Annotated in this window: 33 protein-coding genes; 12 read left to right on the forward strand and 21 right to left on the reverse strand. The window is 58.0% G+C overall.

Going from position 1 to position 25,138, the window contains the following annotated elements:
- Positions 1-394: 394 nt before the first annotated feature.
- The 3 genes from LOY38_RS13625 to LOY38_RS13635 all read right to left on the reverse strand — a co-directional run bounded on the left by LOY38_RS13625 (position 395) and on the right by LOY38_RS13635 (position 2,631).
- On the reverse strand, positions 395-922 hold the full coding sequence (locus tag LOY38_RS13625; RefSeq protein WP_258700467.1) for a hypothetical protein: 528 nt from the start codon (positions 920-922) through the stop codon (positions 395-397).
- 173 nt (positions 923-1,095) lie between these two features.
- Entirely contained in the window at positions 1,096-1,782 is a 687-nt protein-coding gene (locus LOY38_RS13630) for a phytanoyl-CoA dioxygenase family protein (RefSeq protein WP_258700468.1), read from the reverse strand.
- Between the two features lie 72 nt (positions 1,783-1,854).
- Positions 1,855-2,631 (reverse strand): zf-HC2 domain-containing protein, encoded by a 777-nt coding sequence (locus tag LOY38_RS13635; RefSeq protein ID WP_258700469.1) that lies wholly within the window; start codon positions 2,629-2,631, stop codon positions 1,855-1,857.
- Positions 2,632-2,786: 155 nt separating this feature from the next.
- Here LOY38_RS13635 and LOY38_RS13640 point away from each other — a divergent pair, with 155 nt between their 5' ends.
- Together LOY38_RS13640 and LOY38_RS13645 are read left to right on the forward strand one after the other, a co-directional pair.
- Positions 2,787-3,749 (forward strand): metallophosphoesterase, encoded by a 963-nt coding sequence (locus LOY38_RS13640; RefSeq protein ID WP_258700470.1) that lies wholly within the window; start codon positions 2,787-2,789, stop codon positions 3,747-3,749.
- A 14-nt stretch (positions 3,750-3,763) separates the two neighbouring features.
- Positions 3,764-4,072: a cupredoxin family copper-binding protein gene (locus tag LOY38_RS13645; protein WP_258700471.1), complete on the forward strand. Its 309-nt coding sequence runs from the start codon at positions 3,764-3,766 to the stop codon at positions 4,070-4,072.
- An 18-nt stretch (positions 4,073-4,090) separates the two neighbouring features.
- Here the strand turns inward: LOY38_RS13645 and LOY38_RS13650 are convergent, their stop codons facing one another.
- The 8 genes from LOY38_RS13650 to LOY38_RS13685 all read right to left on the reverse strand — a co-directional run bounded on the left by LOY38_RS13650 (position 4,091) and on the right by LOY38_RS13685 (position 9,497).
- On the reverse strand, positions 4,091-4,213 hold the full coding sequence (locus tag LOY38_RS13650) for a hypothetical protein (protein WP_258700472.1): 123 nt from the start codon (positions 4,211-4,213) through the stop codon (positions 4,091-4,093).
- A 54-nt stretch (positions 4,214-4,267) separates the two neighbouring features.
- On the reverse strand, positions 4,268-4,552 hold the full coding sequence (locus LOY38_RS13655) for a hypothetical protein (protein ID WP_258700473.1): 285 nt from the start codon (positions 4,550-4,552) through the stop codon (positions 4,268-4,270).
- 371 nt (positions 4,553-4,923) lie between these two features.
- Positions 4,924-5,154, reverse strand: a complete 231-nt coding sequence (locus LOY38_RS13660) for a hypothetical protein (protein WP_258700474.1) — start codon at positions 5,152-5,154, stop codon at positions 4,924-4,926.
- A gap of 132 nt (positions 5,155-5,286) precedes the next feature.
- Positions 5,287-5,547: a hypothetical protein gene (locus LOY38_RS13665; protein WP_258700475.1), complete on the reverse strand. Its 261-nt coding sequence runs from the start codon at positions 5,545-5,547 to the stop codon at positions 5,287-5,289.
- A gap of 82 nt (positions 5,548-5,629) precedes the next feature.
- Positions 5,630-6,709, reverse strand: a complete 1,080-nt coding sequence (modC, locus tag LOY38_RS13670; RefSeq protein ID WP_258700476.1) for a molybdenum ABC transporter ATP-binding protein — start codon at positions 6,707-6,709, stop codon at positions 5,630-5,632.
- A gap of 3 nt (positions 6,710-6,712) precedes the next feature.
- The gene (gene modB / locus LOY38_RS13675) at positions 6,713-7,393 is read right to left on the reverse strand and encodes a molybdate ABC transporter permease subunit (RefSeq protein ID WP_258700477.1); all 681 of its coding nucleotides are present in this window, start codon (positions 7,391-7,393) and stop codon (positions 6,713-6,715) included.
- A complete protein-coding gene (gene modA, locus LOY38_RS13680; RefSeq protein WP_258700478.1) occupies positions 7,394-8,152 on the reverse strand; it encodes a molybdate ABC transporter substrate-binding protein in 759 nt (252 codons plus the stop codon).
- 280 nt (positions 8,153-8,432) lie between these two features.
- The gene (locus LOY38_RS13685) at positions 8,433-9,497 is read right to left on the reverse strand and encodes a nitronate monooxygenase family protein (protein WP_258700479.1); all 1,065 of its coding nucleotides are present in this window, start codon (positions 9,495-9,497) and stop codon (positions 8,433-8,435) included.
- A gap of 177 nt (positions 9,498-9,674) precedes the next feature.
- Here LOY38_RS13685 and LOY38_RS13690 point away from each other — a divergent pair, with 177 nt between their 5' ends.
- Both LOY38_RS13690 and LOY38_RS13695 read left to right on the forward strand, forming a co-directional pair.
- Positions 9,675-10,658: an MDR family oxidoreductase gene (locus LOY38_RS13690; protein ID WP_258700480.1), complete on the forward strand. Its 984-nt coding sequence runs from the start codon at positions 9,675-9,677 to the stop codon at positions 10,656-10,658.
- A 53-nt stretch (positions 10,659-10,711) separates the two neighbouring features.
- Positions 10,712-11,200 carry a GyrI-like domain-containing protein gene (locus tag LOY38_RS13695; protein WP_258700481.1) on the forward strand — a complete coding sequence of 163 codons (489 nt, stop codon included), beginning with the start codon at positions 10,712-10,714 and terminating at the stop codon, positions 11,198-11,200.
- Here the strand turns inward: LOY38_RS13695 and ada are convergent.
- From ada to LOY38_RS13720, 5 genes are all read right to left on the reverse strand, one after another.
- Positions 11,164-12,237, reverse strand: a complete 1,074-nt coding sequence (ada, locus tag LOY38_RS13700; RefSeq protein WP_258700482.1) for a bifunctional DNA-binding transcriptional regulator/O6-methylguanine-DNA methyltransferase Ada — start codon at positions 12,235-12,237, stop codon at positions 11,164-11,166. The genes LOY38_RS13695 and ada overlap by 37 nt on opposite strands.
- Positions 12,238-12,324: 87 nt before the next feature.
- On the reverse strand, positions 12,325-13,005 hold the full coding sequence (alkB, locus tag LOY38_RS13705; protein WP_258700483.1) for a DNA oxidative demethylase AlkB: 681 nt from the start codon (positions 13,003-13,005) through the stop codon (positions 12,325-12,327).
- Positions 12,995-13,663, reverse strand: a complete 669-nt coding sequence (locus tag LOY38_RS13710; protein ID WP_258700722.1) for a 2OG-Fe(II) oxygenase — start codon at positions 13,661-13,663, stop codon at positions 12,995-12,997. Before LOY38_RS13710 ends, alkB begins: the two co-directional genes overlap by 11 nt.
- Positions 13,664-13,834: 171 nt before the next feature.
- Complete coding sequence (locus LOY38_RS13715; RefSeq protein ID WP_258700484.1) at positions 13,835-14,011, reverse strand: hypothetical protein; 177 nt, start codon at positions 14,009-14,011, stop codon at positions 13,835-13,837.
- Positions 14,012-14,033: 22 nt separating this feature from the next.
- Positions 14,034-14,336 (reverse strand): DUF1883 domain-containing protein, encoded by a 303-nt coding sequence (locus tag LOY38_RS13720; protein ID WP_007900033.1) that lies wholly within the window; start codon positions 14,334-14,336, stop codon positions 14,034-14,036.
- A gap of 212 nt (positions 14,337-14,548) precedes the next feature.
- On the opposite strand from LOY38_RS13720, the gene LOY38_RS13725 reads away from it, so the two are divergent.
- Together LOY38_RS13725 and LOY38_RS13730 are read left to right on the forward strand one after the other, a co-directional pair.
- Complete coding sequence (locus LOY38_RS13725; RefSeq protein WP_258700485.1) at positions 14,549-14,905, forward strand: hypothetical protein; 357 nt, start codon at positions 14,549-14,551, stop codon at positions 14,903-14,905.
- Between the two features lie 72 nt (positions 14,906-14,977).
- The gene (locus LOY38_RS13730) at positions 14,978-15,208 is read left to right on the forward strand and encodes a hypothetical protein (protein ID WP_258700486.1); all 231 of its coding nucleotides are present in this window, start codon (positions 14,978-14,980) and stop codon (positions 15,206-15,208) included.
- Positions 15,209-15,379: 171 nt separating this feature from the next.
- Here LOY38_RS13730 and LOY38_RS13735 read toward each other — a convergent pair whose 3' ends face one another.
- Complete coding sequence (locus tag LOY38_RS13735) at positions 15,380-15,661, reverse strand: hypothetical protein (protein WP_258700487.1); 282 nt, start codon at positions 15,659-15,661, stop codon at positions 15,380-15,382.
- A gap of 141 nt (positions 15,662-15,802) precedes the next feature.
- The gene (locus tag LOY38_RS13740; RefSeq protein ID WP_033055162.1) at positions 15,803-15,991 is read right to left on the reverse strand and encodes a hypothetical protein; all 189 of its coding nucleotides are present in this window, start codon (positions 15,989-15,991) and stop codon (positions 15,803-15,805) included.
- Between the two features lie 281 nt (positions 15,992-16,272).
- On the opposite strand from LOY38_RS13740, the gene galU reads away from it, so the two are divergent.
- A complete protein-coding gene (gene galU / locus LOY38_RS13745; RefSeq protein WP_258700488.1) occupies positions 16,273-17,112 on the forward strand; it encodes a UTP--glucose-1-phosphate uridylyltransferase GalU in 840 nt (279 codons plus the stop codon).
- A gap of 129 nt (positions 17,113-17,241) precedes the next feature.
- On the forward strand, positions 17,242-18,600 hold the full coding sequence (gorA, locus tag LOY38_RS13750) for a glutathione-disulfide reductase (RefSeq protein ID WP_258700489.1): 1,359 nt from the start codon (positions 17,242-17,244) through the stop codon (positions 18,598-18,600).
- On the opposite strand, the gene LOY38_RS13755 is transcribed toward gorA, so the two are convergent.
- Positions 18,597-19,616 (reverse strand): DNA-binding protein, encoded by a 1,020-nt coding sequence (locus LOY38_RS13755; protein ID WP_258700490.1) that lies wholly within the window; start codon positions 19,614-19,616, stop codon positions 18,597-18,599. The genes gorA and LOY38_RS13755 overlap by 4 nt on opposite strands.
- Before the next feature lie 178 nt (positions 19,617-19,794).
- Between LOY38_RS13755 and LOY38_RS13760 the strand changes: the two genes are divergently transcribed.
- The 3 genes from LOY38_RS13760 (at position 19,795) to ahpF (ending at position 23,128) form a co-directional block, all read left to right on the forward strand.
- Complete coding sequence (locus tag LOY38_RS13760) at positions 19,795-20,733, forward strand: site-specific integrase (protein WP_258700491.1); 939 nt, start codon at positions 19,795-19,797, stop codon at positions 20,731-20,733.
- A gap of 138 nt (positions 20,734-20,871) precedes the next feature.
- Positions 20,872-21,435 carry an alkyl hydroperoxide reductase subunit C gene (ahpC, locus tag LOY38_RS13765; protein ID WP_095079203.1) on the forward strand — a complete coding sequence of 188 codons (564 nt, stop codon included), beginning with the start codon at positions 20,872-20,874 and terminating at the stop codon, positions 21,433-21,435.
- A 130-nt stretch (positions 21,436-21,565) separates the two neighbouring features.
- On the forward strand, positions 21,566-23,128 hold the full coding sequence (ahpF, locus tag LOY38_RS13770) for an alkyl hydroperoxide reductase subunit F (RefSeq protein WP_258700492.1): 1,563 nt from the start codon (positions 21,566-21,568) through the stop codon (positions 23,126-23,128).
- Positions 23,129-23,205: 77 nt separating this feature from the next.
- Here ahpF and gloA read toward each other — a convergent pair whose 3' ends face one another.
- Positions 23,206-23,727, reverse strand: a complete 522-nt coding sequence (gene gloA, locus LOY38_RS13775; RefSeq protein WP_258700493.1) for a lactoylglutathione lyase — start codon at positions 23,725-23,727, stop codon at positions 23,206-23,208.
- A gap of 134 nt (positions 23,728-23,861) precedes the next feature.
- Between gloA and LOY38_RS13780 the strand changes: the two genes are divergently transcribed.
- Positions 23,862-24,386 (forward strand): DUF4946 domain-containing protein, encoded by a 525-nt coding sequence (locus LOY38_RS13780; protein ID WP_258700494.1) that lies wholly within the window; start codon positions 23,862-23,864, stop codon positions 24,384-24,386.
- Between the two features lie 174 nt (positions 24,387-24,560).
- Here LOY38_RS13780 and LOY38_RS13785 read toward each other — a convergent pair whose 3' ends face one another.
- On the reverse strand, positions 24,561-24,926 hold the full coding sequence (locus LOY38_RS13785; protein ID WP_258700495.1) for a histone-like nucleoid-structuring protein, MvaT/MvaU family: 366 nt from the start codon (positions 24,924-24,926) through the stop codon (positions 24,561-24,563).
- Positions 24,927-25,138: the final 212 nt, after the last annotated feature.

Genomic DNA, 25,138 nt, shown 5'->3' on the forward strand with positions numbered 1-25,138 from the left:
GTCAGCGACCAATTGAGCAATTACCTTATTATTCGGATACTGTGTTTATATCCAGTCTCGAGCAAGAAATGCATTTCCTGATTGCGCCCATGAGAGAACGCGGCGTCGCCAGATCCCAAAGGGATATAGCCAGTGCCGAGCCTGTCACGGGCGATATCATTTTCTCCAGTGCGCCGTCTGACATCCTCAAAAGAACGTCCAGCGCCGTGTCTCTGCGACATGGTGCCCTGGCCAGGTGATGTGCCACCGCTTCGACCGCTTCTTGATGCTCGTCTGACCAGAGGTCGAGAATGTTCTGTACGCGCAGTCTTGGTACTGCAGGGAGATTTGATTGTTTTCGGTCGGCAGAACGCCGAACCACTGCAGGAATATCCAACGCTAAGTTGTTGATACATCAATAGCTTGCATTGGTTTTACGCTCTTGTAATTGCGTCTTGAACGGTAAAGTGCTGTTTGAAGCCCATGCTTTGAGCTGAGCCTCGGGGAATGATTTTGTGATGCCGTTAAATATTCGAGTGTAAATCGGAGTCTTGGCCCTGCCGAGTATGCCGGCTGCATATAAGTATTCTGAATACATCCGCTTCGGACTTCTGATGCTTGACAAAAAGCGCAATGTTGAGATATCAGTGTATATTTCGGCCTTAACTAGATCTACTCTACGATCAGGCAGACTGAAGTTTTTCTCGATTTTTAGATTCTTTGCGTGCATAAGTTCATGATAAAGAAACAATACTTGTAAAGCCCAAAACAATGATTCGCTATCTTCTTGGCTAATGCCGGATGGGGTTGAACCAAAAAGTATAGCGCTCTGTGGCGGTTTTCTAGGTCTGCTTCTGCACTTCTGCACTTCTGCACTTCTGCACTTCTGCACTTCTGTCCGTAGCAGTAATGTTGATAAAGTTGATGTACTTGCAGATGTCAAGGTTCGCTTCTTTCAGCTGATCAAACACAGCCTTCATTACCAATGGTTCGCTTTGAGGTTGCATCTTTTATCCTTTAGTTGAGTCGGTTCTTCCCAGTGTCTTAGCTTTTTCACCGGCATTGATTTCCCTTGCGGGCGAAAGCTGATGCAAACACTTGTTTGTTTCCGGTCCGCTATTTTGGATGGCTTGAGCAGGCAAAATCCGAAGGGTCGAACCGATCGGTCGTGTCCATCCGAATACTTCGCAGGCCCACCGTTTCCAGGTGTGATGCGTATAGAGGCTCCGAAAAATAACTCATCAGGATGGAACGACGGCGTGCGCCGATGGCGTTCAGACTGCCCGCATGCACTAAATCCACATCAAACACCAGGATGTCACCCGCGGAGCCTGAAAGCTGCACAGACCGGGACTCGTCATTGAAGTCGAATGGCGGCTCTCCCTGGTCAGGGCGGTGGCTGCCGGGAACGATACGTGTTGCGCCGTTCTCGGAGCCATAGTCGTCGAAATAAGCCAGGGCGTTCACAATGTCGCCTGGCCGCAGGGCCGACAAGTCGCGGTGCAGCTGCTGATGACCGCCACCTGCAAGGGGCTCGCGACCCTCCACCTGCGAGAGGAAGAACCGTTCTCCAATCAACTCACCAACCACCGCCAGCACCTCCGGCAGACGACACACAGCCTGAACCTTCGAATCAGCGTCCAGCAGCGAATGGCGCCAATCCATGCCACGCGGCACTGGCCATTGGTCCGCCGGCTTCACGCCCGCATCGAACACGGCACGAAGGTCACCCAGCCACTCGGCCGGGATCGCTCGACGAAGCAGCGCATAGCCATCTCGATGGAGTTGCTCGCGGTCAGTCATGGATTCCTCAACTCCCTTACCACCAACGCGTCTTGCAGAACGGCCCGAAGCCAGGCAACAGCATCGGGCAATTCAGGCACCGTCCCTGAGCAACTGGCTGAACGCCTCCAGTTCACTTTTCTCCACATCGGAAACCAGCACGAAACGCATGTGGTTGGCTTGCCAGGATACTACGTTAAAGCCACGAATCGTCTGGGTCTGCCGCGGCTTGTCTGCCTCCGGCATGGGCAGGATAAACACATTGATGATGTGCCTGGCCCTCCCGTAACTGAGGGCTGCCGTGGTCTGGTGTTGTAGATAATCCAGCCGCCCGCCCAGTAATGGAAATCCCTGCGCCGAGTAATCGAATACCGGCGGCGAGAAGTCGAGTTTGCCGGTGAACCAGGGCTTCACGGTGTGACGGTCGGAGGACGCCACATCGTTCAGATGCTCGCCCATCAACGAGCGGACATGGCTGGAGACCGCCTCGTCCATCAGCGGTTGTTCGCTGCCCGGCGTCATCACATAAAACACCACCGCCAACGATGCCGGCGCCGGGTAATACGGCGCCTGGCGCTTCACACTGACCTTCAGCAGTTTCACTTCATCATGCAGCCGCGCGCACTCGGCGCATGCGGCCAGATGCGCAGCCACATCCGCAGCCGTCGCAGGATCGAGTTCCTGATCCAGATAGCCATGCCGAAACCAGGCCTTGGCGTTGCCATCGGCGAAACGCTGCAAAAAGCTGAAGGCGCGCAGGGCGCTTTCCTGCACGACATCGCGTGCGGCGCTGTCGTTGCCGGTGAGCCAGCGCGCGAGGTTGTAAGCGGCGTCCAGATGGGGCGCAATCAGTTCCTCAAATCGCTTCATAGTGGTTTCCGCACCGTCACCCCCTTTTATAACCGTGATGCGTCGTCATTTATTCCCTGAAAAAATTTGTTTTGCGGCGCGGAATAAACACTCGTCCCGCAAGGTTTACCTCGTGTCAGCTACATCACTGTAGTCCGCCAGCGAGGACCCTACCGATGGACATTCAATCAAAACACCCAGTGCGCACCGACGGCTTGCTGAACCCTGACCGCCGAGCGCTGCTCAAGTGCTCGGCGTGGGCCGGGGCAGGGGTAATCTGGGCCCTGAGCGGCGGCATTCCCAGGGCCTTTGCGCTGGATGAGGCAGGCAATGTCGCCGACCCCAAGGCACTGGCCAGCACGTTTCACTTTGTGCAGATCAGCGACTCGCACATCGGCTTCAACAAGGAAGCCAACCCGGAGCCGGCAAAGACGTTACAGGTGGCGATCGACAAGGTCATCGAGCTGCCAAAACGGCCGTCGCTGATCCTGCATACCGGTGACATCACGCACCTGTCCAAGCCTGAGGAGTTCGACACTGCGGCACAGTTGCTCAAAGGCCTGCCGTCCACCGTGCATTACGTGCCGGGTGAGCACGACACTCTCGACGAGGGCGGCGGCAAGCTTTACCTGGAGCGTTACGGCAAGGGCACCAAAGGTAATGGCTGGTACCGCTTCGACGACCACGGCGTGCATTTCATCGCGCTGGTCAATGTTTTCAACTTCCAGGCTGGCCATGAAGCCACCCTTGGCGCCGATCAACTGGCCTGGCTGGCCGATGATTTGCGGGCGGTGACGACCAGTACACCCATCGTCGTGTTTACCCACATTCCGCTGTGGACGATTTATCAGCCGTGGGGCTGGGGCACCGAGGACGGTGATCAGGCGATCGCGATGCTGCGCAAGTACGGTTCAGTGACGGTATTGAACGGGCATATCCATCAGGTCATCCAGAAGGTCGAAGGCAACATCACCTTCCACACCGCCCGTGGCACGGCCTATCCGCAACCTGCACCGGGTGCGGCACCAGGGCCGATGACGGTGGCTGCCGATCAATTGCGCAATTATCTGGGGATCACCGATGTGCGAGCGACACAGGGCGATCATCCGCTGGCGCTGATTGATTCGACACTGGTCTAGGGGAGGGCGGTCAGATGAAAACGCGACTGTTGGCGGTGGTGTGCCTGATGCTGTCGATGCCGGCGTGGGCTCAAGAGGTGAAGATCGATATCAAGGCGTTCATGATTGAACCCAAGGATTTGACCGTGGCCGTGGGCACCAAAGTGACGTGGGTGAATGATGATCAGATTCCGCACACGGTGGCAGAAACCCACAAGGTGTTTCGCTCGGGGGCGCTGGATACGAATGACAGTTTTTCCTGGGTGTTCAATACGCCGGGAGAGTTCGAGTATTTTTGTGCGCTGCACCCGCAGATGATCGGGAAGATTGTGGTCACCCAGTAAACAGAGGGCGCTGGAAGGTCAATAGCCGTGTAGGGCAGCGTTGCGCAGATGATCGAAAAAATGCAAAAACGATCCGCGCGGAGGCAGCAGAGAAAGCCAAATCCCGGAAATGACAAAGCCCTGAATAATCAGGGCTTTCATTGCACGTCACTTGCTGCGCCCGAGTCATAAGCCAGGCACGGCCAAACGTGTCAGTTACACAAATGGCTGGCCAGTAAAACCACGCGGCAGTCGTTGCAAACCGGGCATCTCGATCAGCCGTTGCATCCAGGCTGCGCGCCAGTCACTGGCGGTGTGGGTGGCTTTGGCCTTGCGTGCGGCCCGACGTGCGGCGTTGCGTTCGTCTTTGCGCGCTTCTTTGAACGCGTCGGTGTTGCGGCAGCTTCTGCATTTAACTCGAGTCAATATGCTGCTTGAGGTCAGGTTGCTGCCTTTGTGCCCGCAGGCTAGGTGCCCGCCGACTTTGAAGTGAGTGACCATGAGACATCTCCTTCGTGATGTGTAAACGTTCGACACCCGGCGAATGAGGGCGTTCGATCGCGGTACAGCAGGCAAAAAAATGGCCCGCATGCGGGCGGGCCAGGGGGGTTCTTCAAAGGAGCAAGTGAACTGTAGGAGGTGGCTTGTGAAGGCGGTGTGAAATGGGCGAAGGGTCCGCAAAAAAAATCGGCAAACTGGGCAATGCCAGTCAGTTAAGTGCCCGCTCCCACAGGTTCAGCAGCTTGACTGACTGGCATTAGGCAAACCGGGTAGCACATGGCGAGCAGGCAGGCATATGCCTGGTGACGACGATGTCACCGTTCAGGTGTCCTGAATCGGGCTCTGCCCCTGGTTTGAGTACCTGGGTCGACTCATCTGAACCGAGGCAGCGGCGGCTCGACAGGTTTGAGCGCAGACAGCGCGCTGCGAATCTGCGGCGTGTCTTTCTCGATGTCGTTCAGACGATCGCGAATCCTGAGGGCTGTCGGGTGCCCCCCTTGATTATCGACCCAATCGGCGATCTCCTTGCACGCGGCGGCAAGGCGCGCCTGACGGGAGTCAAGCAGGGTGAGCAGAGTGGCGATGGATTCTTTCTCGGACATGACAAACACCTCCGTTCAAAGAAATCGGCTAAAGGGCAACAAAAAGCCCGCGGGGGAGCGAGCTTTCTGCCGATGGGTCGCTGGTCCTTCAGCTCCTTCAAGTATAGACCCGAAAAATGGAAGGGGCCGGCTTCAGGCCAACCCGTGCGACGCCTGCGAACTGACCGCGTTAAGCCTGCGACATTCGCGTTCGGCGTCCTCTTCAAGATCGAAGCCGTCACCGATGAAACCACGAGTGCGGGTATCGACGATGCGATACCAGACGACGGTGTCGGATGGCGGGTTATCGGCTTCTCCGGCCCGGCGGCCATGAACGATGATCTTGTTGCAGCGTTTCACAACGAAAATGTCTTCCATGGCGTCACCGAAGCTATTCGTGTTCAGATCAAGCATAGAAGCCCGTTGCGATCATGCAAAAAACTGGCGGGGCAGTTCGTCGGTTCAGTACGCCTTTGAATACGTCTCGGCGACGGGGTCAGGCCAACACCGCCACCGCTTTGATCTGCGCCCAGAGTGGCTGGCCGGGGTGCACGCCCAATTGGTCCCGGGAGTAACGGGTAATCCGCGCCAGCAGCGGTGTGCCAGCCGCGTTCAGGCGGATCAGTACGTGGGCGGCGTTGTCGGCGCCGATTTCACTGATCACCGTGACCGGCAGGCGATTGAGGATGCTGCTTTGCTCGACGCCTTGCAGGCTCAGGCTGACATCCCGCGCCTGGACCTTGCAGCGCAGTGCCTGACCCTCAGCCATCGGCGAATGGGCGACCCGAATGCTCAGGTCCGTGTTGGGCAGTTGCAAGGTCAACAACTGGTAGTCGGCGTCATAAGCGCTGACGTGTCCTTCGATCACCACGCCGGCGTCGTCGCCCAGGGCCAGCGGCAGATCGAGCCGGGCCAGGGTTTCGCCGATGGGACCGCTGGCCAGGGCCTTGCCGTCGCTGAGCAGGACGAGGTGGTCGGCGAGCCGCGCGACTTCATCCTGAGAATGGCTGACGTACAGCACGGGGATGTCCAGCTCATCGTGCAGTCGTTGCAGATAAGGCAGGATTTCGTTTTTACGCTGGGTATCGAGTGCCGCCAGCGGCTCGTCCATCAGCAACAGCTTCGGGCTGGTGAGCAGCGCGCGAGCGATGCCGACCCGTTGGCGTTCACCGCCCGAAAGGTGCTGCGGATCACGGTCGAGCAAATGGCCAATCCCCAGAAGCTCAGTGGCGTGGGCCATGTCGACCCGACGCTGTTGGCGAGGGATGCGCTTGAGGCCGAACTCAAGGTTGGCCCGCACCGATAGATGGGGAAACAGACTGGCTTCCTGGAAAACGTAACCCAGGGCGCGTTTATGCGGCGGGACGAAAATCCCCTTGTCGCTGTCCTGCCAGACTTCATCGTTGACCTGAATAAAACCCTGCTCGGCCTGTTCCAGACCGGCGATGCAGCGCAGGCAGGTGGTTTTGCCCGAGCCGGAATGACCGTAAAGCGCCGTCACCCCGCGGCCGGGCAGTTGCAGGTCGACATCCAGGGCGAACCCCGAATAACTCAGTTTCAAGCGCGTTTGAATCATTGATCAGCTCCAGACCGTTTTGGTTTTACGGCTGGAGTAAAGCGCCAGCAACACCGCAAAGGAGAACACCAGCATCGCCCCGGCCAGCCAATGCGCCTGGGCGTATTCCATGGCTTCGACGTGATCGTAGATCTGCACCGAAACCACGCGGGTCTTGTCGGGAATGTTGCCGCCGATCATCAGCACCACGCCGAACTCGCCGACAGTGTGGGCGAAACCGAGAATGGCCGCGGTGATGAACCCGGGGCGGGCCAGCGGCAGAATCACGCTGAAGAACGTGTCCCAGGGATTGGCGCGCAAGGTCGCGGCCACTTCCAGTGGGCGTGTGCCGATGGCGGAAAATGCATTTTGCAGCGGTTGGATCACGAACGGCATCGAGTACAGCACCGAGCCGATCACCAGCCCCGCAAAACTGAAGGTGAGGGTGCCGAGCCCCAGCGACTGGGTGAAGTGGCCGATCCACCCGTTCGGGCCGAGGGCCAGCAACAAGTAAAAGCCAATCACCGTGGGCGGCAGCACCAGGGGCAGGGCGACGATCGCCCCGACCGGGCCGCGCAGCCAGGAACGGGTGCGCGACAGCCATAACGCAATCGGAGTGCCGATAACCAACAGGATGACGGTCGTCAGGGACGCCAGTTTCAGGGTCAGCCAGATGGCGGAATAATCGGCACTCGATAGCGTCATTTAGAGTTGGTAACCGTAGGACTTGATGACTGCAGCGGCTTTCGGACCTTTGAGGTAGTCAACCAGTGCCTTGGCGGCCGGGTTGTCCTTGCCCTTGTTGAGGATCACCGCGTCTTGTTTGATCGGGTCATGCAGGTTGGCCGGAACGATCCATGCCGAACCGCTGGTGACTTTGCCGTCTTTGTAGATCTGCGACAAGGCCACAAAACCAAGTTCGGCGTTGCCGGTGGAGACGAATTGGTAGGCCTGGGTGATGTTCTGGCCTTCCACGATCTTGTCTTTGACCTTGTCGGTCAGGCCCTGCCTGGCCAGTACCTGAGTGGCAGCCAGGCCATAAGGCGCTGCTTTCGGGTTGGCGATGGACAGGTGCTTATATTGATTGTCGCTCAGCACCTTGCCCTTGGCGTCGACGTAACCTTCCTTGGCCGACCACAGCGCCAGGGTGCCGATGGCGTAGGTGAAGCGCGAGCCCTTGACAGTGTCGCCTTCGGTCTCGAGTTTTTGCGCGGTGGTGTCGTCCGCCGAGAGGAACACTTCGAACGGTGCACCGTTCTTGATCTGGGTATAGAACTGACCGGTTGCGCCATAAGCGGCCACCAGTTTATGCCCGGTGTCTTTTTCGAAGTCGGCAGCGATGACCTGGATTGGCGCGGTGAAGTTGGCGGCGACGGCGACCTGGACTACATCCGCCTGGGCGGACCCGAAAGCGAACAGGCTGAACAGGCACGCGGGGACAAAACGTGAGGCACGAACGATCATGGAACGGCTCCGTGGTAGGCGAGTGCAACGAGGGACGAAACGCTATATAGCGGAATATATAGCGAATTGCCTGTAAACGGAACTTGCCAGATACAGAGTACAAGGAGGGCTGGACCTAACGCTGGTCGGTATAGGCGCGGAACCTGTGGGAGCGAGCCTGCTCGCGATGGCGGCAGCAAAGCCAACATTGATGTCACCTGACACACTGCCTTCGCGAGCAGGCTCGCTCCCACATGGATTGCGCTTAACTTGCCGGCATTAGGGTTAGCCCCTTCAGGGTTTAGCGGTGAGTCAGTTTGGCCAACGCCTCATCCGCCAAACGCCGGGTCAACTCGGCCGAAGTCATTTCAACACCCAGCGTGAACGCCTGCCCGGCCCAAAGGCTGCTGAAATCCTCTTCTGCCTTGGCCCGCAAGGGCATCAGCGCGCCGCCCGCCAAGGGGAAGGCCGGTGCCTTGGCGCACATCGGCCCCAGTTCACGCATCACCCGATTGAGAATCCCCCGCGCCGGGCGCCCGGTGAAAATGTTGGTGACCGCCGTCTCGCTTTCCTTGGCCGTGCGCAACGCCTTGTGGTGAGAAGCGCTGATCTTGGCCTCCGGGGTGAACAAGTAAGCCGTGCCCACCTGGGCCGCCGAGGCGCCCAGCAGAAAAGCCGCCGCGACGCCCCGCGCATCGCCAATCCCGCCCGCCGCAATCACCGGCACTTTCACCGCGTCGACGATCTGTGGCACCAGCGCGAAAGTCCCCACCTGGCTGCTCAGTTCATCACTGAGGAACATCCCCCGGTGGCCACCGGCCTCGTAACCCATGGCGATGATCGCATCGCAGCCATGCTGCTCCAGCCAGATGGCCTCTTCGACCGTAGTGGCCGAGGAGAGAATTTTCGCCCCGGTGGCTTTTACCCGAGCCAGCAAGGACTTTTCCGGCAGGCCGAAGTGAAAACTCACCACTTCGGGACGAAACTCTTCGATCACTTCGCAGGCTGCATGATCGAATGGCGCACGATTGGACACCGGTGTCGGTGCGTCGAAATCGACACCCAGTTCCCGGTAGTAGGGTTCCAGCAGATTCTTCCAGTCCTGGGCGCGTTGCTCATCGGGTGACGGAGGTTGATGGCAGAAGAAGTTGACGTTGAACGGGCGCTGGGTATGTTGGCGAATCGTTTTCAGCTCCTCGCGCAACTGCTCGATGCTCAGCATTGCAGCGGGCATTGAGCCCAGGCCGCCAGCGTTGCTCGCCGCAATCACCATGGCCGAAGTCGTCGCGCCCGCCAGGGGGGCCTGGATGATCGGCAGCTCGATCCCGAGCAGGTCAAGAATACGGGTATCTGGCCATAGGCTCATTTGCAGTGTTCTCCGACGTCGAAACAGGGCAGGGACGGTAGAAGCGAATTTGTATCAGTAATGACTGACGCAAGGCCAGTTGAGTTTTGGGGAATGGCTTAAAGTCGGGTGCGGTGATGTGCTTCCATGTGTTATTTCAGCGGCACGACAACTGAGCGATTCCATCGGGAGGCAGTGATGTTCAAAGGCATATTGATCGACAAAGACGACAGCGGTTACCGGGCCACACTGCAAGAGATCAATGACAATCAATTGCCCGAGGGCGATGTGACGGTGCGTGTGGCGTACAGCACGCTGAACTTCAAGGATGGCCTGGCGATCACCGGCAGCAGCCCGGTGGTGCGCAAATTCCCCATGGTGCCGGGGATCGATCTGGCGGGCACTGTCGAAGTCAGCAGTCATCCGGACTACAAGGTGGGTGATCAAGTCCTGCTCAATGGCTGGGGCGTGGGTGAAGGACACTGGGGCGGATTGGCGCAGAAAGCTCGCCTGAATGGCGATTGGCTGATCCCGCTGCCCAAAGCGTTCACCGCTGCGCAAGCGATGGCCATTGGCACGGCCGGTTACACGGCGATGCTGAGCATCCTGGCGCTGGAGCACAACGGCGTGAACCCCGAGCAGGGCGAAGTGCTGGTGACGGGCGCCAATGGCGGCGTAGGCAGTTTCTCCATCGCGCTGCTGAGCAAACTCGGCTACCGCGTGGTGGCGTCCACCGGCCGCACCTCGGAGCACGACTACCTCAAGCAATTGGGCGCCAGTGAAATCATCGATCGCGCCACGCTGTCCGAGCCGGGCAAACCGTTGGCCAAGGAGCGTTGGGCAGCGGTGATCGACTCGGTCGGCAGCCACACACTGGCCAATGCTTGCGCCAGCACCCGGGCCAACGGTACCGTCGCCGCCTGTGGCTTGGCCCAGGGCATGGATTTTCCAGCCTCCGTCGCGCCGTTCATTTTGCGCGGTGTGACCTTGGCCGGCATCAACAGCGTGACCCAACCCAAAGCCAAGCGGATACTGGCCTGGAATCGTCTGGCCAAGGACCTGGATTTCGCCTTGCTGCCGCTGATCAGCCACGAAATCGGCTTGAGCGAAGCCATCGACGCTGCGCGGCGCTTGCTCGCCGGCCAGTTGCGCGGTCGGGTGGTGGTCGACGTCAATCGTTGATCATCTCAATGCCAATCAAACAGACAAACTGTAGAAACAAGGAAACATCGACAATGGATGTAAAACTGCGTGAAGTGCTGCCCTTTAGCGTCTCGGGTTTGCAGGTGCGAACCCTCAATGCCGCCGAGCAGCAGCCCGATACCGCGCGTATCGGCCCGATGTGGGAACAATTTTTCGTTGAGGACATTTTCGACAAGATCGCCCACAAACAGCCGGATTCCTTCATGTACGGCGTCTATTCCAACTACGAGTCCGATGCTTCGGGCCCGTTCGATGTGACGGCGGGTGCGGCGGTCACCGCGCCCTCCGAAGACTTTGCGCTGGTTCAGGTTGAGGGCGGCGATTACCTGGTGTTCAGCGCCAAAGGGCCGATGCCCGATAGCGTCATTCAGACATGGGGCCTGGTCTGGTCTTACTTCGAGGATAACCCGCAGGTTCGCCGCAAGTTCGCCACGGACTTCGAGGTCTACACCGGCCCGGAGTCCGTGGCGGTCTACATCGGCATTCAGGGCTCAGCCGCGTTTTCACGTTCCAGTAACTGACGCTTGCGCTCCACGCCCCAGCGATAGCCCGACAGGTTGCCGTCGCTGCGCACCACGCGATGGCAAGGGATCGCCACCGCCAGGCTGTTCGCGCCACAGGCCTGGGCCACGGCGCGTACGGCTTTCGGTGCGCCGATGCGCTGAGCGATATCGGCATAACTGGCGGTGCTGCCAGCGGGAATCTCCCGCAAGGCTTGCCACACCCGCTCCTGAAACGCCGTGCCGCGTACGTCCAGCGGCAAATCCAGGCCGAGCGCCGGGGCTTCGATAAAACCGACGACCTTGGCGATCAACTGCTCGAACTCATGATCGGCACCAATCAGGTTGGCGCGTCGAAACTTGTCCTGCAGATCACAGACTAATTGATGCGGGTCGTCCCCCAGCAGGATCGCACAGACGCCGCGCTCACTTTGTGCCACCAGAATCGCCCCGAGGGAACACTGGCCGACGGCAAAACGAATGTCGTTGTTCTGCCCGGCCGCGCGGTAGTCGCCGGGTTTCATGCCCAGCAATTGATCCGCCGCCTCATAGAAACGGCTGTTGGAGTTGAAGCCGGCGTCATACAGCGCGTCAGTGACCGTGCCGCCGTCTGCCAGGCGTTCGCGAACCTTGCGCGAACGCTGGGCGGTGGCATAGCCCTTGGGTGTCAGGCCGGTGATGGCCTTGAACACGCGATGGAAGTGGAAACTGCTCAGGCCGGCCGCGTCCGCCAATTCATTCAGCGCCGGCAACGTTTCGGCGGATTCGATGTGACGGCACGCGGCGGCCACGGTCACGGCGTGTTGTGCGGCGACATCGCTTTGATCCTTCGCGGCCCGTTTGCTGGGGCGATAACCCGCCGCCTGGGCTTGCTCGGCCGTCTCGAAGAACTCGACGTTCTGCGGTTTCGGCAAGCGTGCCAGGCTGCTGGGGCGGCAGTAGATGCCGGTGGTTTTCACCGCATACACAAACTGCCCGTCGGCGCGGGGATCGCGTGCGACCACGGCGGCCCAGCGAGGATCGTTTTCGGTGGCGATTGTTGTCGATTGAGTTGTCATGGCTTCATGTCCGTTGACCCGTTTCATGCAGATTAAACAGCGGGTGCAGGCACCGCACTCCGGGTCTTGCGGTCGAATTCGAAAGCTTCATCCCGCGGTACGAAAGGTGAAGTTGATCCGTTGTTCGCCCAGTCGCGGATGTTGGCCATCCTTGATCGGCAATACGCCGTGATAGCGTAAACGGTCCACGCCACCCCAGACCACGATATCGCCGTGCAACAGCGGCACTCGCTGGCTTTTGGCGCTGCGTTCGAAGCCACCGAACAGGAACGTCGCCGGCAACCCCAAAGACACCGACACGATGGGGGCCGCGTAGGAACCTTCGTTTTTGTCCTGATGCAATGACATCCTGGCACCTGGAACATAGCGATTGATCAGGCAGGAATCCGGTACGAAATCCATAAATCCCGCCTCTCGCGCCGCTGCTTGGGCCAGTTCGAAAAACACCTCGGGCATTTCAGGCCAGGGCGCGCCGGTCTGCGGATCGTTGCGGGTGTACTGGTAGCCGCTGCGGTCGGTTGTCCAGCCCCAGGTGCCGCAACTGCTCAAGGCCACCGACATGGTAAAACCGCCGGGCGTGATCATCTGCCGAAAGGGCGCCGCTGTCAGAACCGCCTCCAGTGCCGGCAGCAACCGGTCGAGCCAGGGCAGGGCAAAGCCTCTCAGAACGCAGGATTGTTCGCCGATCTGCTCACGCCGGGGCTGCTGCTCGGGTTCGGCGTCGGCAAACAGATCGAAGGTGATTGGGCTCATGGGGTCATAACGCATCGTGAAAGATGATTCCAAGGGTATGCCGTTTTCCACTGTGCAGGCGACTCACCCCGTGACGCATGGTCACTCGGTAATAACCGCGAACGCCTTTTACCGGGCGCAGGTTCACGGCAAAAATCAACGCATCGCCTTTCTTCAGGCCGATGACTTGCGGGCGTGACTGCATCCGTGGACGTTGTTCAGTCAGCACAAACTCGCCGCCGGTGAAATCTTCCCCTGGTTCTGACAGAAGAATCGCCACTTGCAGCGGGAAGACATGTTCGCCGTACAGATCCTGATGCAAGCAGTTGTAGTCCTGCGGGCCGTATTGCAGCAACAAGGGGGTCGGGCGTTCCTGACCGGCGGCATGACAGCGCTGCAGAAATGCTTCATGCGACTCAGGAAAACGGGTCGGCAGGTCCATGGATTCGTACCAGCGATTGGCGATTGGAACCAGTCGAGGGTAGAGCGCACGGCGCAACCGGGCCACCGGACCCGGCAGCGGGTATTTGAAGTATTTGTACTCGCCACGGCCAAAACCGTGGCGAGCCATCACCACTTTCGATCGAAAGGTCTCGGGCCGGTCGTACAGGGCGCTGATTTCATCGCAGGTTTCATGGCTTAAAAGCGACCTGATGATCGCGCAGCCATCCTGGTCGAGTTGTTGCTCGAGCATGGCCCAGTCGAGGGCATCGTCGTGAATCGGGTAAGTAAACAAGGGCTCTGACTCCTTGACCAAAAGGTCGAGGCGGCCAGCTTAGTGAGCGCTGCGGGAGTGGACACTCCGGTGCTTGCGGTCGAATTTCAAGGCTGGGAGCAGACGTCCATGTTGTCGCTCCACAGGGTGTTACAGCGCTTTGCTTACGCTGATTTCACTGATGACGTCTTCTGTCTGGCCATGAATGACGTCCAGTGCTGCCTTGGCTTCTTCTACCGTGCCGTTTTCAAGCTGGGCAAATTCGAAGCGGCGCTCGCCGTTGAGTTTATATTTGATGACGTACTTGGTCGTTTGGGCCACGGTCATTTCTGCCTGTATTCGTGTGGGCTCAGCTCAGTTTCGAGCTGGAGCGGCGGATGATCTTGATCGAGTGCGTCAGGGTCGGTTTGCGGGTCACGCTGATCGGCCGGCGGTTGACCGTGTCGATGGTGATGTTCCAGAAACCGGTGCTCGGCGCGGTGATCCGGGCTGGGAAGGTGTCGAAGGCGCCGCCGTGGTAAGTATGACGACCGCCGTTCTTGAAGCTGCGGAAGTTGGCGTCGTTCATCAAGCGGATGTTGCACATTTGGGAGCACTGGATGACGACGATGTCGTCTTCGTTGAGGTGCTCGCGCTGGTGGATAAATTTCATGAGGCGCCTCCAGAAGGGCTTTTTCTACAAAATCAAAACGATAGCATGGGCGATTGGCGCAGTTTATCAGCCCGAACAGGTTATTATCTGGCTGTCGGGGTTCGCTTTGACAATTAAAAACAGTTATTCGGAATTCTATGAGCGATAAAAGCAATGAGCCTCGGAGAAAAACAGCAGTTGTGCTGTCGGAGGGTCTTTATCGGAGGTTTTGTATGAAGTGGGGTGTTCTGGTCGTGCCGTTGGCATTGGCAGTGGGTGGATGTGCGACGGTCTCGGACATCAATGAGTCGCTGCCTACCATGAGCGTGATTTCAGGCAAGAAGCCCCATGAGTACGCGAAGTGCCTGGAGGAGAAACTGGCCGATAGCCGTGGAGCCCTGCAAGTCGAGCCGCAGAAGGACGGCGTGCGGGTTATCGTGCCGCAGAAGTTTTCCTCGGGGCCGGCAGCGGTGTTTGACATCGAAGACCGCTCCGGCGGCAGCAGCATCAAGCTGCATGAACGCATCTCCAACGTGCCCTTGCGCCCATGGGATGTGCGCAATGCCGCCACCGCGTGCATATCCGGCTGATAAACTACCCCCGGTCAGCATCGATGCCGTCAAAGTCGCGCTTTGACGGCATTGTCATTTCTGGAGTCGAGCATGAAGCGAGAACAGGTGCGGGAGCGCCATGCAGAGGGTCATATCTCTGCCACCCATGTGATTCAGAACCCGGCGAATCCGGGAGAATGGATCGTGTTTTTCAAGAAAAGCGCCGGGCGCAGTTATTTCCTGGTGGATGACAACGATGAAGTCGAGTCCTTTAGCCGCCTCGACGAATTGATCGAGACCGTGCGCGGGCTCGGGATCAAGTTCGCTGAAATCCATATATAGGGCAGGGGGAAGCCCTAATGCCGGTAAGTCAAGATACGGAACCTGTGGGAACGAGCGCGAAGAATGTACCGCGGTTTTTCAGGTATTACGCGTCATCGTTCTTCGCGGGCAAGCCACGCTCCCACAGGATTTGCGTAGCTCAAGTTTCTTGATTTATCGGTATTGGGAACCCTACTTGCAGACCACCACCACGCTGCGGTTTTTGTAATTGCCGACGTCGACGCCCAGGGTCTTGTCGCTTTCCCTGGTCGACGGTGTGCCGTCGGTACCGACAATCCGATAGCCGGTGCCGGCGCAAGAGGCATCGGCTTTTTCGTAGCAGCTTGCCCAGTCGTTGGCCTCCCCGGAACAGTCGATGCTCAGGCCTTGTTCGCCATTTTTCAGGTAAGTCGTTTCGGACGTGGCGCAGCCGCTCAGGGCCAGTACCGCAATCAGTGGCAAAAATCTATTCATGTCGTGGTCGTCGTCAAGTGATGGGGGCTAAATGCTGTGACAGCGGCGGCCGCGAAAGATTATAGCTAATGGCCACTTCGCTGGCGGCAATCACAAAAAAGCCCTGCACAAAGGCAGGGCTGCGGTCATGTCTGGTTCAGCTCAAGACTTGTCCTTGCCACGACGCTTCGGGGCTGGGTGTTCGAGCTCCAATACGGATGCTACTTCAATCGCCAACGCCTCGGTCGGGAAAGGCCCGGCAATATTCTCGCCGCTTGCACTGTCTACCCACCACTGGCCGTCTTTCGCCTGATTGATCAGGAACCCGTTGACACTTTTTGCTACCGACATCTATCTGCCTCGTTGGCTGGTTCAATCGGGCAATGATAGCGCCAAATGCCCGCAACGGGTGCCGAAGGGCGTAGGGTGGGGCAGATTGTGTTTCGGCTGATGGTCGTGCAAATCTGCCGATCTCTGCTATCTATAAGAGGTTATGCAGATTATCTGCGGAACTATCCATCAGAATATTTCTCTATGATGGCATCGGTTAGCCAGTGCGGGGCATTGTAAGGTGCACGCCGCCTGATTAGACTGCGCCGAAACTCGTACACACAGCCCTTTCAAGGACTTATATGATCAAGAAATGCTTGTTCCCAGCAGCCGGTTACGGTACTCGCTTCCTGCCAGCGACTAAAGCCATGCCCAAAGAAATGCTGCCGGTGGTAAACAAGCCACTGATCCAGTACGGCGTCGAAGAAGCACTGGACGCTGGGTTGACCGAAATCTCCATCGTTACCGGTCGCGGCAAGCGCGCCCTGGAAGACCACTTCGACATCAGCTACGAGCTGGAAAACCAGATCAAGGGCACCGACAAGGAAAAATACCTGGTCGGCATCCGTAAACTGCTCGACGAGTGCTCGTTCTCCTACACTCGCCAGACCGAAATGAAAGGCCTGGGCCACGCGATCCTGACCGGTCGTCCACTGATCGGCGACGAACCCTTCGCCGTGGTGCTGGCGGACGACTTGTGCGTCAACCTGGAAGGCGACGGCGTACTGACCCAGATGGTCAAGCTGTACAAGCAGTACCGCTGCACCATCGTGGCGATTCAGGAAGTTGACCCATCAGAAACCAACAAGTACGGCGTGATCGCCGGCGACCTGATTGGTGATGACCTGTACCGCGTACGCAACATGGTTGAGAAGCCTGCCCCTGAAGATGCGCCGTCGAACCTGGCAATCATTGGCCGTTACATCCTGACACCGGATATCTTCAAGCTGATCGAAGAAACCGAGCCAGGCAAAGGCGGCGAAATCCAGATTACTGACGCCCTGATGAAGCAAGCCAAAGACGGTTGCGTGATTGCCTACAAGTTCAAAGGCAAGCGTTTTGACTGCGGTGGCGCTGAAGGCTACATCGAGGCAACCAACTTCTGCTTCGAGAACTTCTACAAGACGGGTAAGGCTTACTGATAGCGCCTGAGCTGCTTGTACTGAAAAGCCACCTTCGGGTGGCTTTTTCATTTTCCGGTCCCATATCGTTTGCGATACTTGCCCAAAGGACACCCGCAGGTATGCTGGTGACCTGCCGAGGAGATATAAATGGCCTACGATTTTGACTTGTATGTGATTGGCGCCGGTTCCGGCGGTGTTCGGGCTGCGCGGTTTGCGGCCGGTTTTGGCGCGAAAGTCGCTGTGGCCGAGAGCCGCTACCTGGGCGGTACGTGTGTAAACGTCGGCTGCGTGCCGAAAAAATTGCTGGTCTATGGCGCGCACTTCGCCGAAGACTTCGAGCAATCGCAAGGTTTTGGTTGGACCCCGGGTGAGGCGAAGTTCGACTGGGCGACGCTGATCGCCAACAAGGATCGCGAGATCAATCGCCTGAACGGCATCTATCGCAATTTGCTGGTTAACAGCGGCGTGACCTTGCATGAAGGCCACGCGAAAATCGTCGATCCGCATACCGTCGAGATCGATGGCGAACGCTACACCGCCAAAAACATTCTGATTGCTACCGGCGGCTGGCCGCAGATCCCGGAGATTCCGGGACACGAGCATGCGATCAGTTCCAATCAGGCGTTCTTCCTTAAAGAGCTGCCCAAGCGCGTTCTGGTGGTCGGTGGCGGTTACATTGCGGTGGAGTTTGCCGGGATTTTCCACGGGCTGGGGGCCAAAACCACACTGCTGTATCGCGGTGATCTGTTCCTGCGTGGCTTCGACGGTGCGGTGCGCAAACATTTGCAGGAAGAGTTGACCAAGCGCGGCATGGACCTGCGATTCAATGCTGATATCGAGCGCATCGACAAACAAGCCGATGGCAGCCTGAAGGCCACCCTCAAGGATGGTCGCGAGCTGGAAGCAGATTGCGTGTTCTACGCCACCGGTCGGCGTCCGATGCTCGACAACCTGGGGTTGGAAAACACCGGCGTCAAACTCGACAAGAAAGGTTTTGTCGAGGTCGATGAGCAGTATCAAACCGCAGAGCCATCGATCCTGGCCCTAGGCGATGTGATCGGTCGAGTGCAGCTGACGCCGGTCGCGCTAGCGGAGGGCATGGCTGTAGCCCGGCGCTTGTTCAAGCCCGAGCAATATCGCCTGGTGGATTACAAGATGATCCCGACCGCCGTGTTCAGCTTGCCGAACATCGGCACGGTCGGCCTGACTGAAGAGGAGGCGCGAGAAGCCGGACACGATGTGGTGATCTTCGAAAGCCGATTCCGGCCGATGAAGCTGACCCTGACCGAGTGCCAGGAACGTACCCTGATGAAGCTGGTGGTGGACGCCAAGACCGACAAGGTCTTGGGTTGCCACATGGTCGGCCCGGATGCCGGTGAGATCGTTCAGGGGCTGGCGATTGCCCTGAAGGCGGGCGCGACCAAGCGCGACTTCGACGAAACCATCGGCGTGCATCCGACGGCCGCTGAAGAGTTCGTCACCATGCGCACGCCAGTCGGGGGTTAATCGCCTTTTTGCGGCGTTGATGTGTCTGGCCCTGTCGCAACGACAGCGGCCAGGCGCACGCTTTCATCCAGGCTCGCCTGCAACTTGATCAGTTCAACTTCCAGCGCTTTGTTGATGTGTGACTGTTCGTCGATGTTCTGCTTGAGTGACTGGCTCTCCAGCAAGGCAATGCGCAAGCGTTCCTGGAGGAGGGTGCGTTCACTGTCGATACGGTTGACCTGTTCCAGCAGCTGATCCTGTCGGCTGTTGGTGTGCTTGAGTTGCTCTTGCGACAGGCTCAACTCCCGCAGCGTTCCGCGGTTTTCCGTCAGTAAGCGCTCGTTATCGCGATGCAGCTGGGTGATTTCATCCTGGCGAACCAGTGCGCTTTGCTGCGTCTGGCGCAACTCCATCTGAATCTGCTGTACCTGACCTTCGTGGCGGCGCTGCTCCTGCTCGCGCTGATCTTTGACGGCGTTGCGATAGTGTTCCAGCGCTTCGCGGGCGTGCAGATGCTTTTCTTCCAGCGAGCGGATCTGCTCGTCCTTGTCCTGCAAGCGTAATTCGAAATCCGCCAACGCCTGGTTCAGGCCGGCGTTGCGGGTTTGCTCGGTTTGCAGCATGGAGCGGGTGTCTTGCAGCTCCGTCGATTCCTGGGTCAGCGCCAGGCTTTGAATTTCGTATTGCTGCTGCAATTGGGTGTTGGTCTCGCGAGCCTCGTGCAGCTGGGTTTCCAGTTCTTTTCGTTGTTGCTCGAACTGTGCGCGCGCCTGGTCGATGGGCTCTTGCGCCTGCTCTTTCAGGCGTTGCGCCAGCCGCGACACCAGGCTTGTCAGCTCATCGTCGATAGGCTCGGAAGGTGCTTGCGCGGGTTCGGCACCGTCATCGAGCTCCTTCATATAACGATGGATCGTGGTTTTTGAGCCGGTATTGCCCATCTCGATTCGTACCGCGTCGATGCTCGGGTGTTCGCCCCGGGCAAGGATCGCCGAGCGTGCCGCCTGCACCAGTGCCTTGTTTACGCCGCCACGTGCCATGTGTTCTCCTACGATTTGATACTGTGGTACGTACCACTAATATGCGCAATGTACCACGGCACGAATAAACTTAAAATATCGTGATCCATCATGCGGGATATACTGGTATTACCCCGCGTGATAAACCTGACAGCGGGTTTTCAAACACTCACGCGGTACGTTTTCGAGAACTGAGGCCATGACCGAGCTGGATCGCTACCTGCAAGCCGCCACTCGCGACAACACCCGTCGCAGCTATCGCGCGGCCATCGAACACTTCGAAGTCAGTTGGGGCGGGTTCCTGCCGGCGACCGGCGATAGCGTGGCACGCTATCTCGTGGCTCACGCGGGCGTGCTGTCGATCAATACCTTGAAGTTGCGCTTGTCCGCGCTGGCGCAGTGGCACAACAGCCAGGGATTTGCCGACCCCACCAAGGCGCCTGTGGTGCGCAAAGTGTTCAAGGGTATTCGCGCACTGCACCCGGCCCAGGAAAAACAGGCCGAGCCGTTGCAGCTTCAGCATCTGGAGCAAGTGGTTGCCTGGCTGGAGCAGGAAGCGCAAACCGCCAAGGCACAGGGCGATCAACCGGGTTTATTGAGGGCCAGGCGCGACACGGCGCTGATCTTGCTGGGCTTTTGGCGCGGTTTCCGTAGCGATGAGTTGTGCCGTGTGCAGATTGAACATGTGCAGGCCAGCACCGGTTCGGGCATCACCCTCTACCTGCCACGCAGCAAGAGCGACCGCGAGAACCTCGGCCAGACATACCAGACGCCGGCCTTGCAGCGCTTGTGTCCGGTGCAGGCCTATATCCAATGGACTACTGAAGCAGCGTTGGTCCGCGGGCCCGTGTTCCGGGCTATCGACCGCTGGGGCCATTTGAGCGAGGAGGGCTTGCACGCCAATAGCGTGATCCCGTTGTTGCGTCAGGCACTGGAGCGCGCCGGCATTGCGGCCGAACACTACACCAGTCACTCCTTGCGTCGTGGCTTTGCCACTTGGGCCCATCAGAGCGGTTGGGATTTGAAGTCGTTGATGAGTTACGTGGGCTGGAAGGATATGAAGTCCGCCATGCGCTATGTTGAAGCCAGCCCGTTTCTCGGGATGACCCGCATCGCTGAAAAGCCGTTGATGCCGTAGATCACATTTTCTTCTATTAATACGCTCTGCTAATAGTGAAAACCAATCAGTAGCATCATGTTTGCCAATGAGCCATCCGTCCGTCGAGTAGGTAAAGTTCACTCCATCAACTTCTTAACCCCTGACGGAGAGTCAACGATGCCTATCATCAACAGCCAAGTTAAACCGTTCAAAGCTACCGCCTACAAAAATGGCGACTTCGTACAAGTGTCGGACGCTGACCTGAAAGGCAAGTGGTCTGTCGTTTTCTTCTACCCGGCTGACTTCACCTTCGTTTGCCCGACCGAACTGGAAGACCTGGCTGACAACTACGCCGAGTTCCAAAAACTGGGCGTCGAAATCTACAGCGTTTCCACCGATACCCACTTTGCCCACGCTGCCTGGCACAACACTTCGCCAGCCATCGGCAAAATCCAGTACACCATGATCGGCGACCCGACTCATGTCATCTCCCGCAACTTCGACGTGCTGATCGAAGAAGCTGGTCTGGCTGACCGTGGCACCTTCGTGATCAACCCGGAAGGCCAGATCAAAATCGTTGAACTCAACGACGGCGGTGTAGGCCGCGACGCTTCCGAGCTGCTGCGCAAAATCAAGGCTGCCCAGTACGTTGCTGCTCACCCAGGCCAGGTTTGCCCAGCCAAGTGGAAAGAAGGCGAGGCCACTCTGGCTCCGTCCCTGGACCTGGTCGGCAAGATCTAAGTCTGTGACGCGCTTCACCAGGGCGGAACTCCGCACCTCTTAAGTAAGCTGCACCGCCCTCAAAAACGCCCGGGCGAGATTCGCTCGGGCGTTTTTTTATGTCTGATCAAAAGAATAGGAAATCGCCCGTATGTTGGACGCCAATCTTAAAGCCCAGTTGAAATCGTACCTGGAACGGGTCACCCAGCCGATCGAGATCGTCGCATCCCTCGACGACGGTGCGAAATCCCAGGAAATGCTCGCGTTACTCAAAGACGTTGCCAGTCTTTCCACCCAGATTACTTTGCTCGACAACGGCGACGATGCGCGTAAACCATCGTTCTCGATCAACCGCCCGGGTGCCGATATCAGCCTGCGTTTCGCCGGCATCCCGATGGGTCACGAATTCACGTCCTTGGTGCTGGCCCTGCTGCAAGTCGGCGGCCATCCATCGAAGGCCAGTATCGAAGTGATCGAACAGATCCGCTCGCTCAAAGGTGAGTTCAACTTCGAGACTTATTTCTCGCTGTCCTGCCAGAACTGCCCGGACGTGGTCCAGGCGTTGAACCTGATGGCCGTGCTGAATCCGAACATCCGTCACGTCGCCATCGACGGCGCGCTGTTCCAGGCTGAAGTCGACGAACGTCAGATCATGGCCGTGCCAAGCGTTTACCTGAACGGTGTGAACTTCGGTCAGGGCCGCATGGGCCTGGAAGAAATCCTCGCCAAGATCGACACCAGCGGCATCGAGCGTCAGGCCGAGAAAATCAGCGCCAAGGAAGCCTTTGACGTGCTGGTCGTCGGCGGTGGCCCGGCCGGTGCTTCGGCGGCGATCTACGCTGCTCGTAAAGGCATTCGCACCGGTGTGGCGGCGGAACGTTTTGGTGGTCAGGTGCTCGACACCATGGCCATCGAGAACTTCATCTCCGTGCAGGAAACCGAAGGGCCGAAACTGGCCGTGGCGCTGGAAGAGCACGTCAAGCAGTACGACGTGGACATCATGAACCTGCAACGCGCCGACAAGCTGGTGCCGGGCAAAAATGGCGAACTGCACGAAATCCATTTCGCCAGCGGCGCTTCCTTGAAAGCCAAGACCGTGATCCTCGCGACTGGCGCCCGGTGGCGTGAAATGAACGTTCCGGGTGAGCAGCAATACCGCAACAAGGGCGTGGCGTACTGCCCGCACTGTGACGGTCCGCTGTTCAAAGGCAAGCGTGTGGCGGTGATTGGTGGCGGTAACTCCGGCGTCGAAGCGGCCATCGACCTGGCCGGGATCGTGTCCCACGTGACCCTGTTGGAGTTCGACGTACAACTGCGCGCCGACGCGGTGTTGCAGCGCAAGTTGCACAGCCTGCCGAACGTTACGGTGATCACCAGTGCGCAAACCACTGAAGTGACCGGCGACGGCCAGAAGGTCAACGGCCTGCGTTACAAGGATCGTCAGTCGGACGAGTTGCGCACGGTCGAGCTGGAAGGGATCTTCGTGCAGATCGGCCTGTTGCCTAACACCGATTGGCTCAAAGGCACTATCGAGCTGTCGCCGCGCGGCGAGATCATCGTCGATGCCCGTGGTGAAACGTCGATGCCCGGCGTGTTCGCGGCGGGTGACGTGACCACCGTGCCGTACAAGCAGATCGTGATTGCGGTGGGCGAGGGCGCCAAGGCCTCCCTGAGCGCATTCGATCACTTGATCCGCACTTCGGCACCGGCATGATCCGACGCTGAGAACACAAAACCCCATGAGCGATCATGGGGTTTTTTATGTCTTGCACATTGGATATTGGGTGGGGCTTACAGCGGGGCCGGCTGAATGATCTCGACCCAGTAACCATCCGGGTCCTTGATAAAGGCCAGGCTCTTCATGCGGCCGTCGTTCAGGCGTTTCTGGAAGTCGCAGCCCAGCGCCTCGAAGCGTTCGCACGCGGCGCGAATATCCGGCACCGAAATGCAGATATGACCGAAACCGCGCGGGTCGGTATTGCCATTGTGGTAGGTGAAATCCGCGTCGTTCTCGGTGCCGTGATTGTGGGTCAGTTCGAGAATGCCGGGGATCGATGACATCCACTCGGTGCGAACTGCGGCATCGGCCGGGATCTGGTTTTTATCGACCAGCGCCAGGAAGTACAGGCTGAACTCGGCTTCCGGGAAATCGCGTTTTTCCACCAGCGAAAAACCCAGGACGCGAGTGTAGAAATCCAGGGATTGGGTGATGTCCTTGACCCGCAGCATGGTGTGGTTGAAGACGAACTTCTGGGTGGCGGTATCGGGTTGGGCGGTCACGCCGGGAAAGGTATTGAGTTCGTGCAGGCTCATGGGCCCTCCGGAAAATAAGTGGGGCTACGCAATGATACGCAAGGGCTCTGGCATCGCCAAACCAAAACCGCACGCTTGCCTGACAGCCGGGCGAGGCTCAGACTTTGCGCCTCAATTCGTGAGTGTTCATTGCAATGATCCGATTCTGTCAATCGATGTTCGTCCTGATGTGTTTGCTTTCAGGTGTTACCGCCGCTCATGCGGAGGCACCGGTCGTGACCTGGCCCAACGGATGGACCGTCGAGGCCGTTCCGCAAGACGAGGCCAAGCCACAGGTTTCCCGGCAGCGCGCGGTAAAAAATGGTCAGGACGGTACACCGGTAATGGTGATGGAGTTGACCATGACTCAAGTGGAAAGCGGTCACCAGGTGAATCTGGAGGGTGTGTTGCTGGAAATGCGCAAGTCGGTGCAGAAGGATTTTTTCCAGGGGGGATATCAGAGCGTTTGCACCCAAATTCACCCGACTACCTTGAGCCGGCTATCGGCGCTGGAAACTACCTGCACGATTACGCAGAACGGTCGACATGTGCTGTCTCAAACATTGGTCGCTGCGGTGGACGCCGATAAGGCCTATGTTCTTTCCTACGCGGGGCAGGCTGAGGTTTATAAAGCAAGTCAGGACGACATAGAGGCTGCTCGAAACAGCTTGAAACTTTAGTTTGAGGTTTACGTATCCGCAGATTTCAGCACGCTCGGCATTTTTTAGATAGCCAAAGGGATTAAGCAAAAAGTTGGTCGGCATGTAACGAGTTGATCGACGACTATCGTTGCATTTAGACACCACCCATGAAAAAGCCCTGCATTGGCAGGGCTTTGTTATTGCCGTGAGTGCTTAAGCACGCAGCCAGGAATCAACGGTGGCTGCACCGTATTGTTCCTTCCAGGCTTTCAGGCCACGGTGGTTGCCGCCCTTGGTTTCAATCAGTTCACCGGTGTGCGGGTTCTGATAAACCTTGACCACACGAGCGCGGCGGGTTTTAGGTGCTGCTGCCTGCTGCAGGCCGGATTTTGCCGGGTTCGGATCGAGGATGGCGATGATGTCACGCAGGCTCTTGCCGTAGGTTTTCATCAGCCCCTGGAGCTTTTCTTCGAATTCGATTTCTTTCTTGAGCCCGGCATCGTTCTTCAGCGATTCCAACTGCTTGAGCTGTTCTTGAAGGGCCTTTTCAGCTGCACGGAATTCAGCGAGTCTGGACAATATCTTTACTCCAATAGTGTGTTTGGCTGATACCAACCGCAAACAAAGCTATAAGCCAAGAGCCTTGAAGCGACTCGGTGATAATGGCTCACCTGCCTATTTTGCACAGGTATGAAAAATTGTAGTAGTTAATCGACCAAGAGTAAATCCTGACTTTTCTTCATGTAACAAGAGTAGTCTTTTGATTCAATTTGGTGCTCATCATCATGATC

The sequence above is a fragment of the Pseudomonas sp. B21-015 genome, from assembly GCF_024749285.1.
GTDB lineage: Bacteria > Pseudomonadota > Gammaproteobacteria > Pseudomonadales > Pseudomonadaceae > Aquipseudomonas.

Excerpts from the sequence above, each read along its gene's own strand:
- LOY38_RS13735 (WP_258700487.1), bottom strand. The coding sequence starts at position 15,661 with ATGAATAGATTTTTGCCACTGATTGCGGTACTGGCCCTGAGCGGCTGC.
- ada (WP_258700482.1), bottom strand. The coding sequence starts at position 12,237 with ATGACAACTCAATCGACAACAATCGCCACCGAAAACGATCCTCGCTGG.
- LOY38_RS13715 (WP_258700484.1), bottom strand. The coding sequence starts at position 14,011 with ATGACCGTGGCCCAAACGACCAAGTACGTCATCAAATATAAACTCAAC.
- LOY38_RS13780 (WP_258700494.1), top strand. The coding sequence starts at position 23,862 with ATGATCCGATTCTGTCAATCGATGTTCGTCCTGATGTGTTTGCTTTCA.
- modC (WP_258700476.1), bottom strand. The coding sequence starts at position 6,709 with ATGATTCAAACGCGCTTGAAACTGAGTTATTCGGGGTTCGCCCTGGAT.
- LOY38_RS13660 (WP_258700474.1), bottom strand. The coding sequence starts at position 5,154 with ATGTCCGAGAAAGAATCCATCGCCACTCTGCTCACCCTGCTTGACTCC.
- modA (WP_258700478.1), bottom strand. The coding sequence starts at position 8,152 with ATGATCGTTCGTGCCTCACGTTTTGTCCCCGCGTGCCTGTTCAGCCTG.
- LOY38_RS13635 (WP_258700469.1), bottom strand. The coding sequence starts at position 2,631 with ATGAAGCGATTTGAGGAACTGATTGCGCCCCATCTGGACGCCGCTTAC.
- LOY38_RS13690 (WP_258700480.1), top strand. The coding sequence starts at position 9,675 with ATGTTCAAAGGCATATTGATCGACAAAGACGACAGCGGTTACCGGGCC.
- LOY38_RS13720 (WP_007900033.1), bottom strand. The coding sequence starts at position 14,336 with ATGAAATTTATCCACCAGCGCGAGCACCTCAACGAAGACGACATCGTC.
- LOY38_RS13685 (WP_258700479.1), bottom strand. The coding sequence starts at position 9,497 with ATGAGCCTATGGCCAGATACCCGTATTCTTGACCTGCTCGGGATCGAG.
- LOY38_RS13655 (WP_258700473.1), bottom strand. The coding sequence starts at position 4,552 with ATGGTCACTCACTTCAAAGTCGGCGGGCACCTAGCCTGCGGGCACAAA.
- gorA (WP_258700489.1), top strand. The coding sequence starts at position 17,242 with ATGGCCTACGATTTTGACTTGTATGTGATTGGCGCCGGTTCCGGCGGT.
- modB (WP_258700477.1), bottom strand. The coding sequence starts at position 7,393 with ATGACGCTATCGAGTGCCGATTATTCCGCCATCTGGCTGACCCTGAAA.
- galU (WP_258700488.1), top strand. The coding sequence starts at position 16,273 with ATGATCAAGAAATGCTTGTTCCCAGCAGCCGGTTACGGTACTCGCTTC.
- LOY38_RS13645 (WP_258700471.1), top strand. The coding sequence starts at position 3,764 with ATGAAAACGCGACTGTTGGCGGTGGTGTGCCTGATGCTGTCGATGCCG.
- ahpC (WP_095079203.1), top strand. The coding sequence starts at position 20,872 with ATGCCTATCATCAACAGCCAAGTTAAACCGTTCAAAGCTACCGCCTAC.
- LOY38_RS13755 (WP_258700490.1), bottom strand. The coding sequence starts at position 19,616 with ATGGCACGTGGCGGCGTAAACAAGGCACTGGTGCAGGCGGCACGCTCG.
- LOY38_RS13695 (WP_258700481.1), top strand. The coding sequence starts at position 10,712 with ATGGATGTAAAACTGCGTGAAGTGCTGCCCTTTAGCGTCTCGGGTTTG.
- gloA (WP_258700493.1), bottom strand. The coding sequence starts at position 23,727 with ATGAGCCTGCACGAACTCAATACCTTTCCCGGCGTGACCGCCCAACCC.
- LOY38_RS13665 (WP_258700475.1), bottom strand. The coding sequence starts at position 5,547 with ATGCTTGATCTGAACACGAATAGCTTCGGTGACGCCATGGAAGACATT.
- LOY38_RS13725 (WP_258700485.1), top strand. The coding sequence starts at position 14,549 with ATGAAGTGGGGTGTTCTGGTCGTGCCGTTGGCATTGGCAGTGGGTGGA.
- LOY38_RS13730 (WP_258700486.1), top strand. The coding sequence starts at position 14,978 with ATGAAGCGAGAACAGGTGCGGGAGCGCCATGCAGAGGGTCATATCTCT.
- LOY38_RS13630 (WP_258700468.1), bottom strand. The coding sequence starts at position 1,782 with ATGACTGACCGCGAGCAACTCCATCGAGATGGCTATGCGCTGCTTCGT.
- LOY38_RS13710 (WP_258700722.1), bottom strand. The coding sequence starts at position 13,663 with ATGCTCGAGCAACAACTCGACCAGGATGGCTGCGCGATCATCAGGTCG.
- LOY38_RS13740 (WP_033055162.1), bottom strand. The coding sequence starts at position 15,991 with ATGTCGGTAGCAAAAAGTGTCAACGGGTTCCTGATCAATCAGGCGAAA.
- LOY38_RS13640 (WP_258700470.1), top strand. The coding sequence starts at position 2,787 with ATGGACATTCAATCAAAACACCCAGTGCGCACCGACGGCTTGCTGAAC.
- LOY38_RS13650 (WP_258700472.1), bottom strand. The coding sequence starts at position 4,213 with ATGAAAGCCCTGATTATTCAGGGCTTTGTCATTTCCGGGATTTGGCTT.
- ahpF (WP_258700492.1), top strand. The coding sequence starts at position 21,566 with ATGTTGGACGCCAATCTTAAAGCCCAGTTGAAATCGTACCTGGAACGG.
- alkB (WP_258700483.1), bottom strand. The coding sequence starts at position 13,005 with ATGCGTTATGACCCCATGAGCCCAATCACCTTCGATCTGTTTGCCGAC.
- LOY38_RS13760 (WP_258700491.1), top strand. The coding sequence starts at position 19,795 with ATGACCGAGCTGGATCGCTACCTGCAAGCCGCCACTCGCGACAACACC.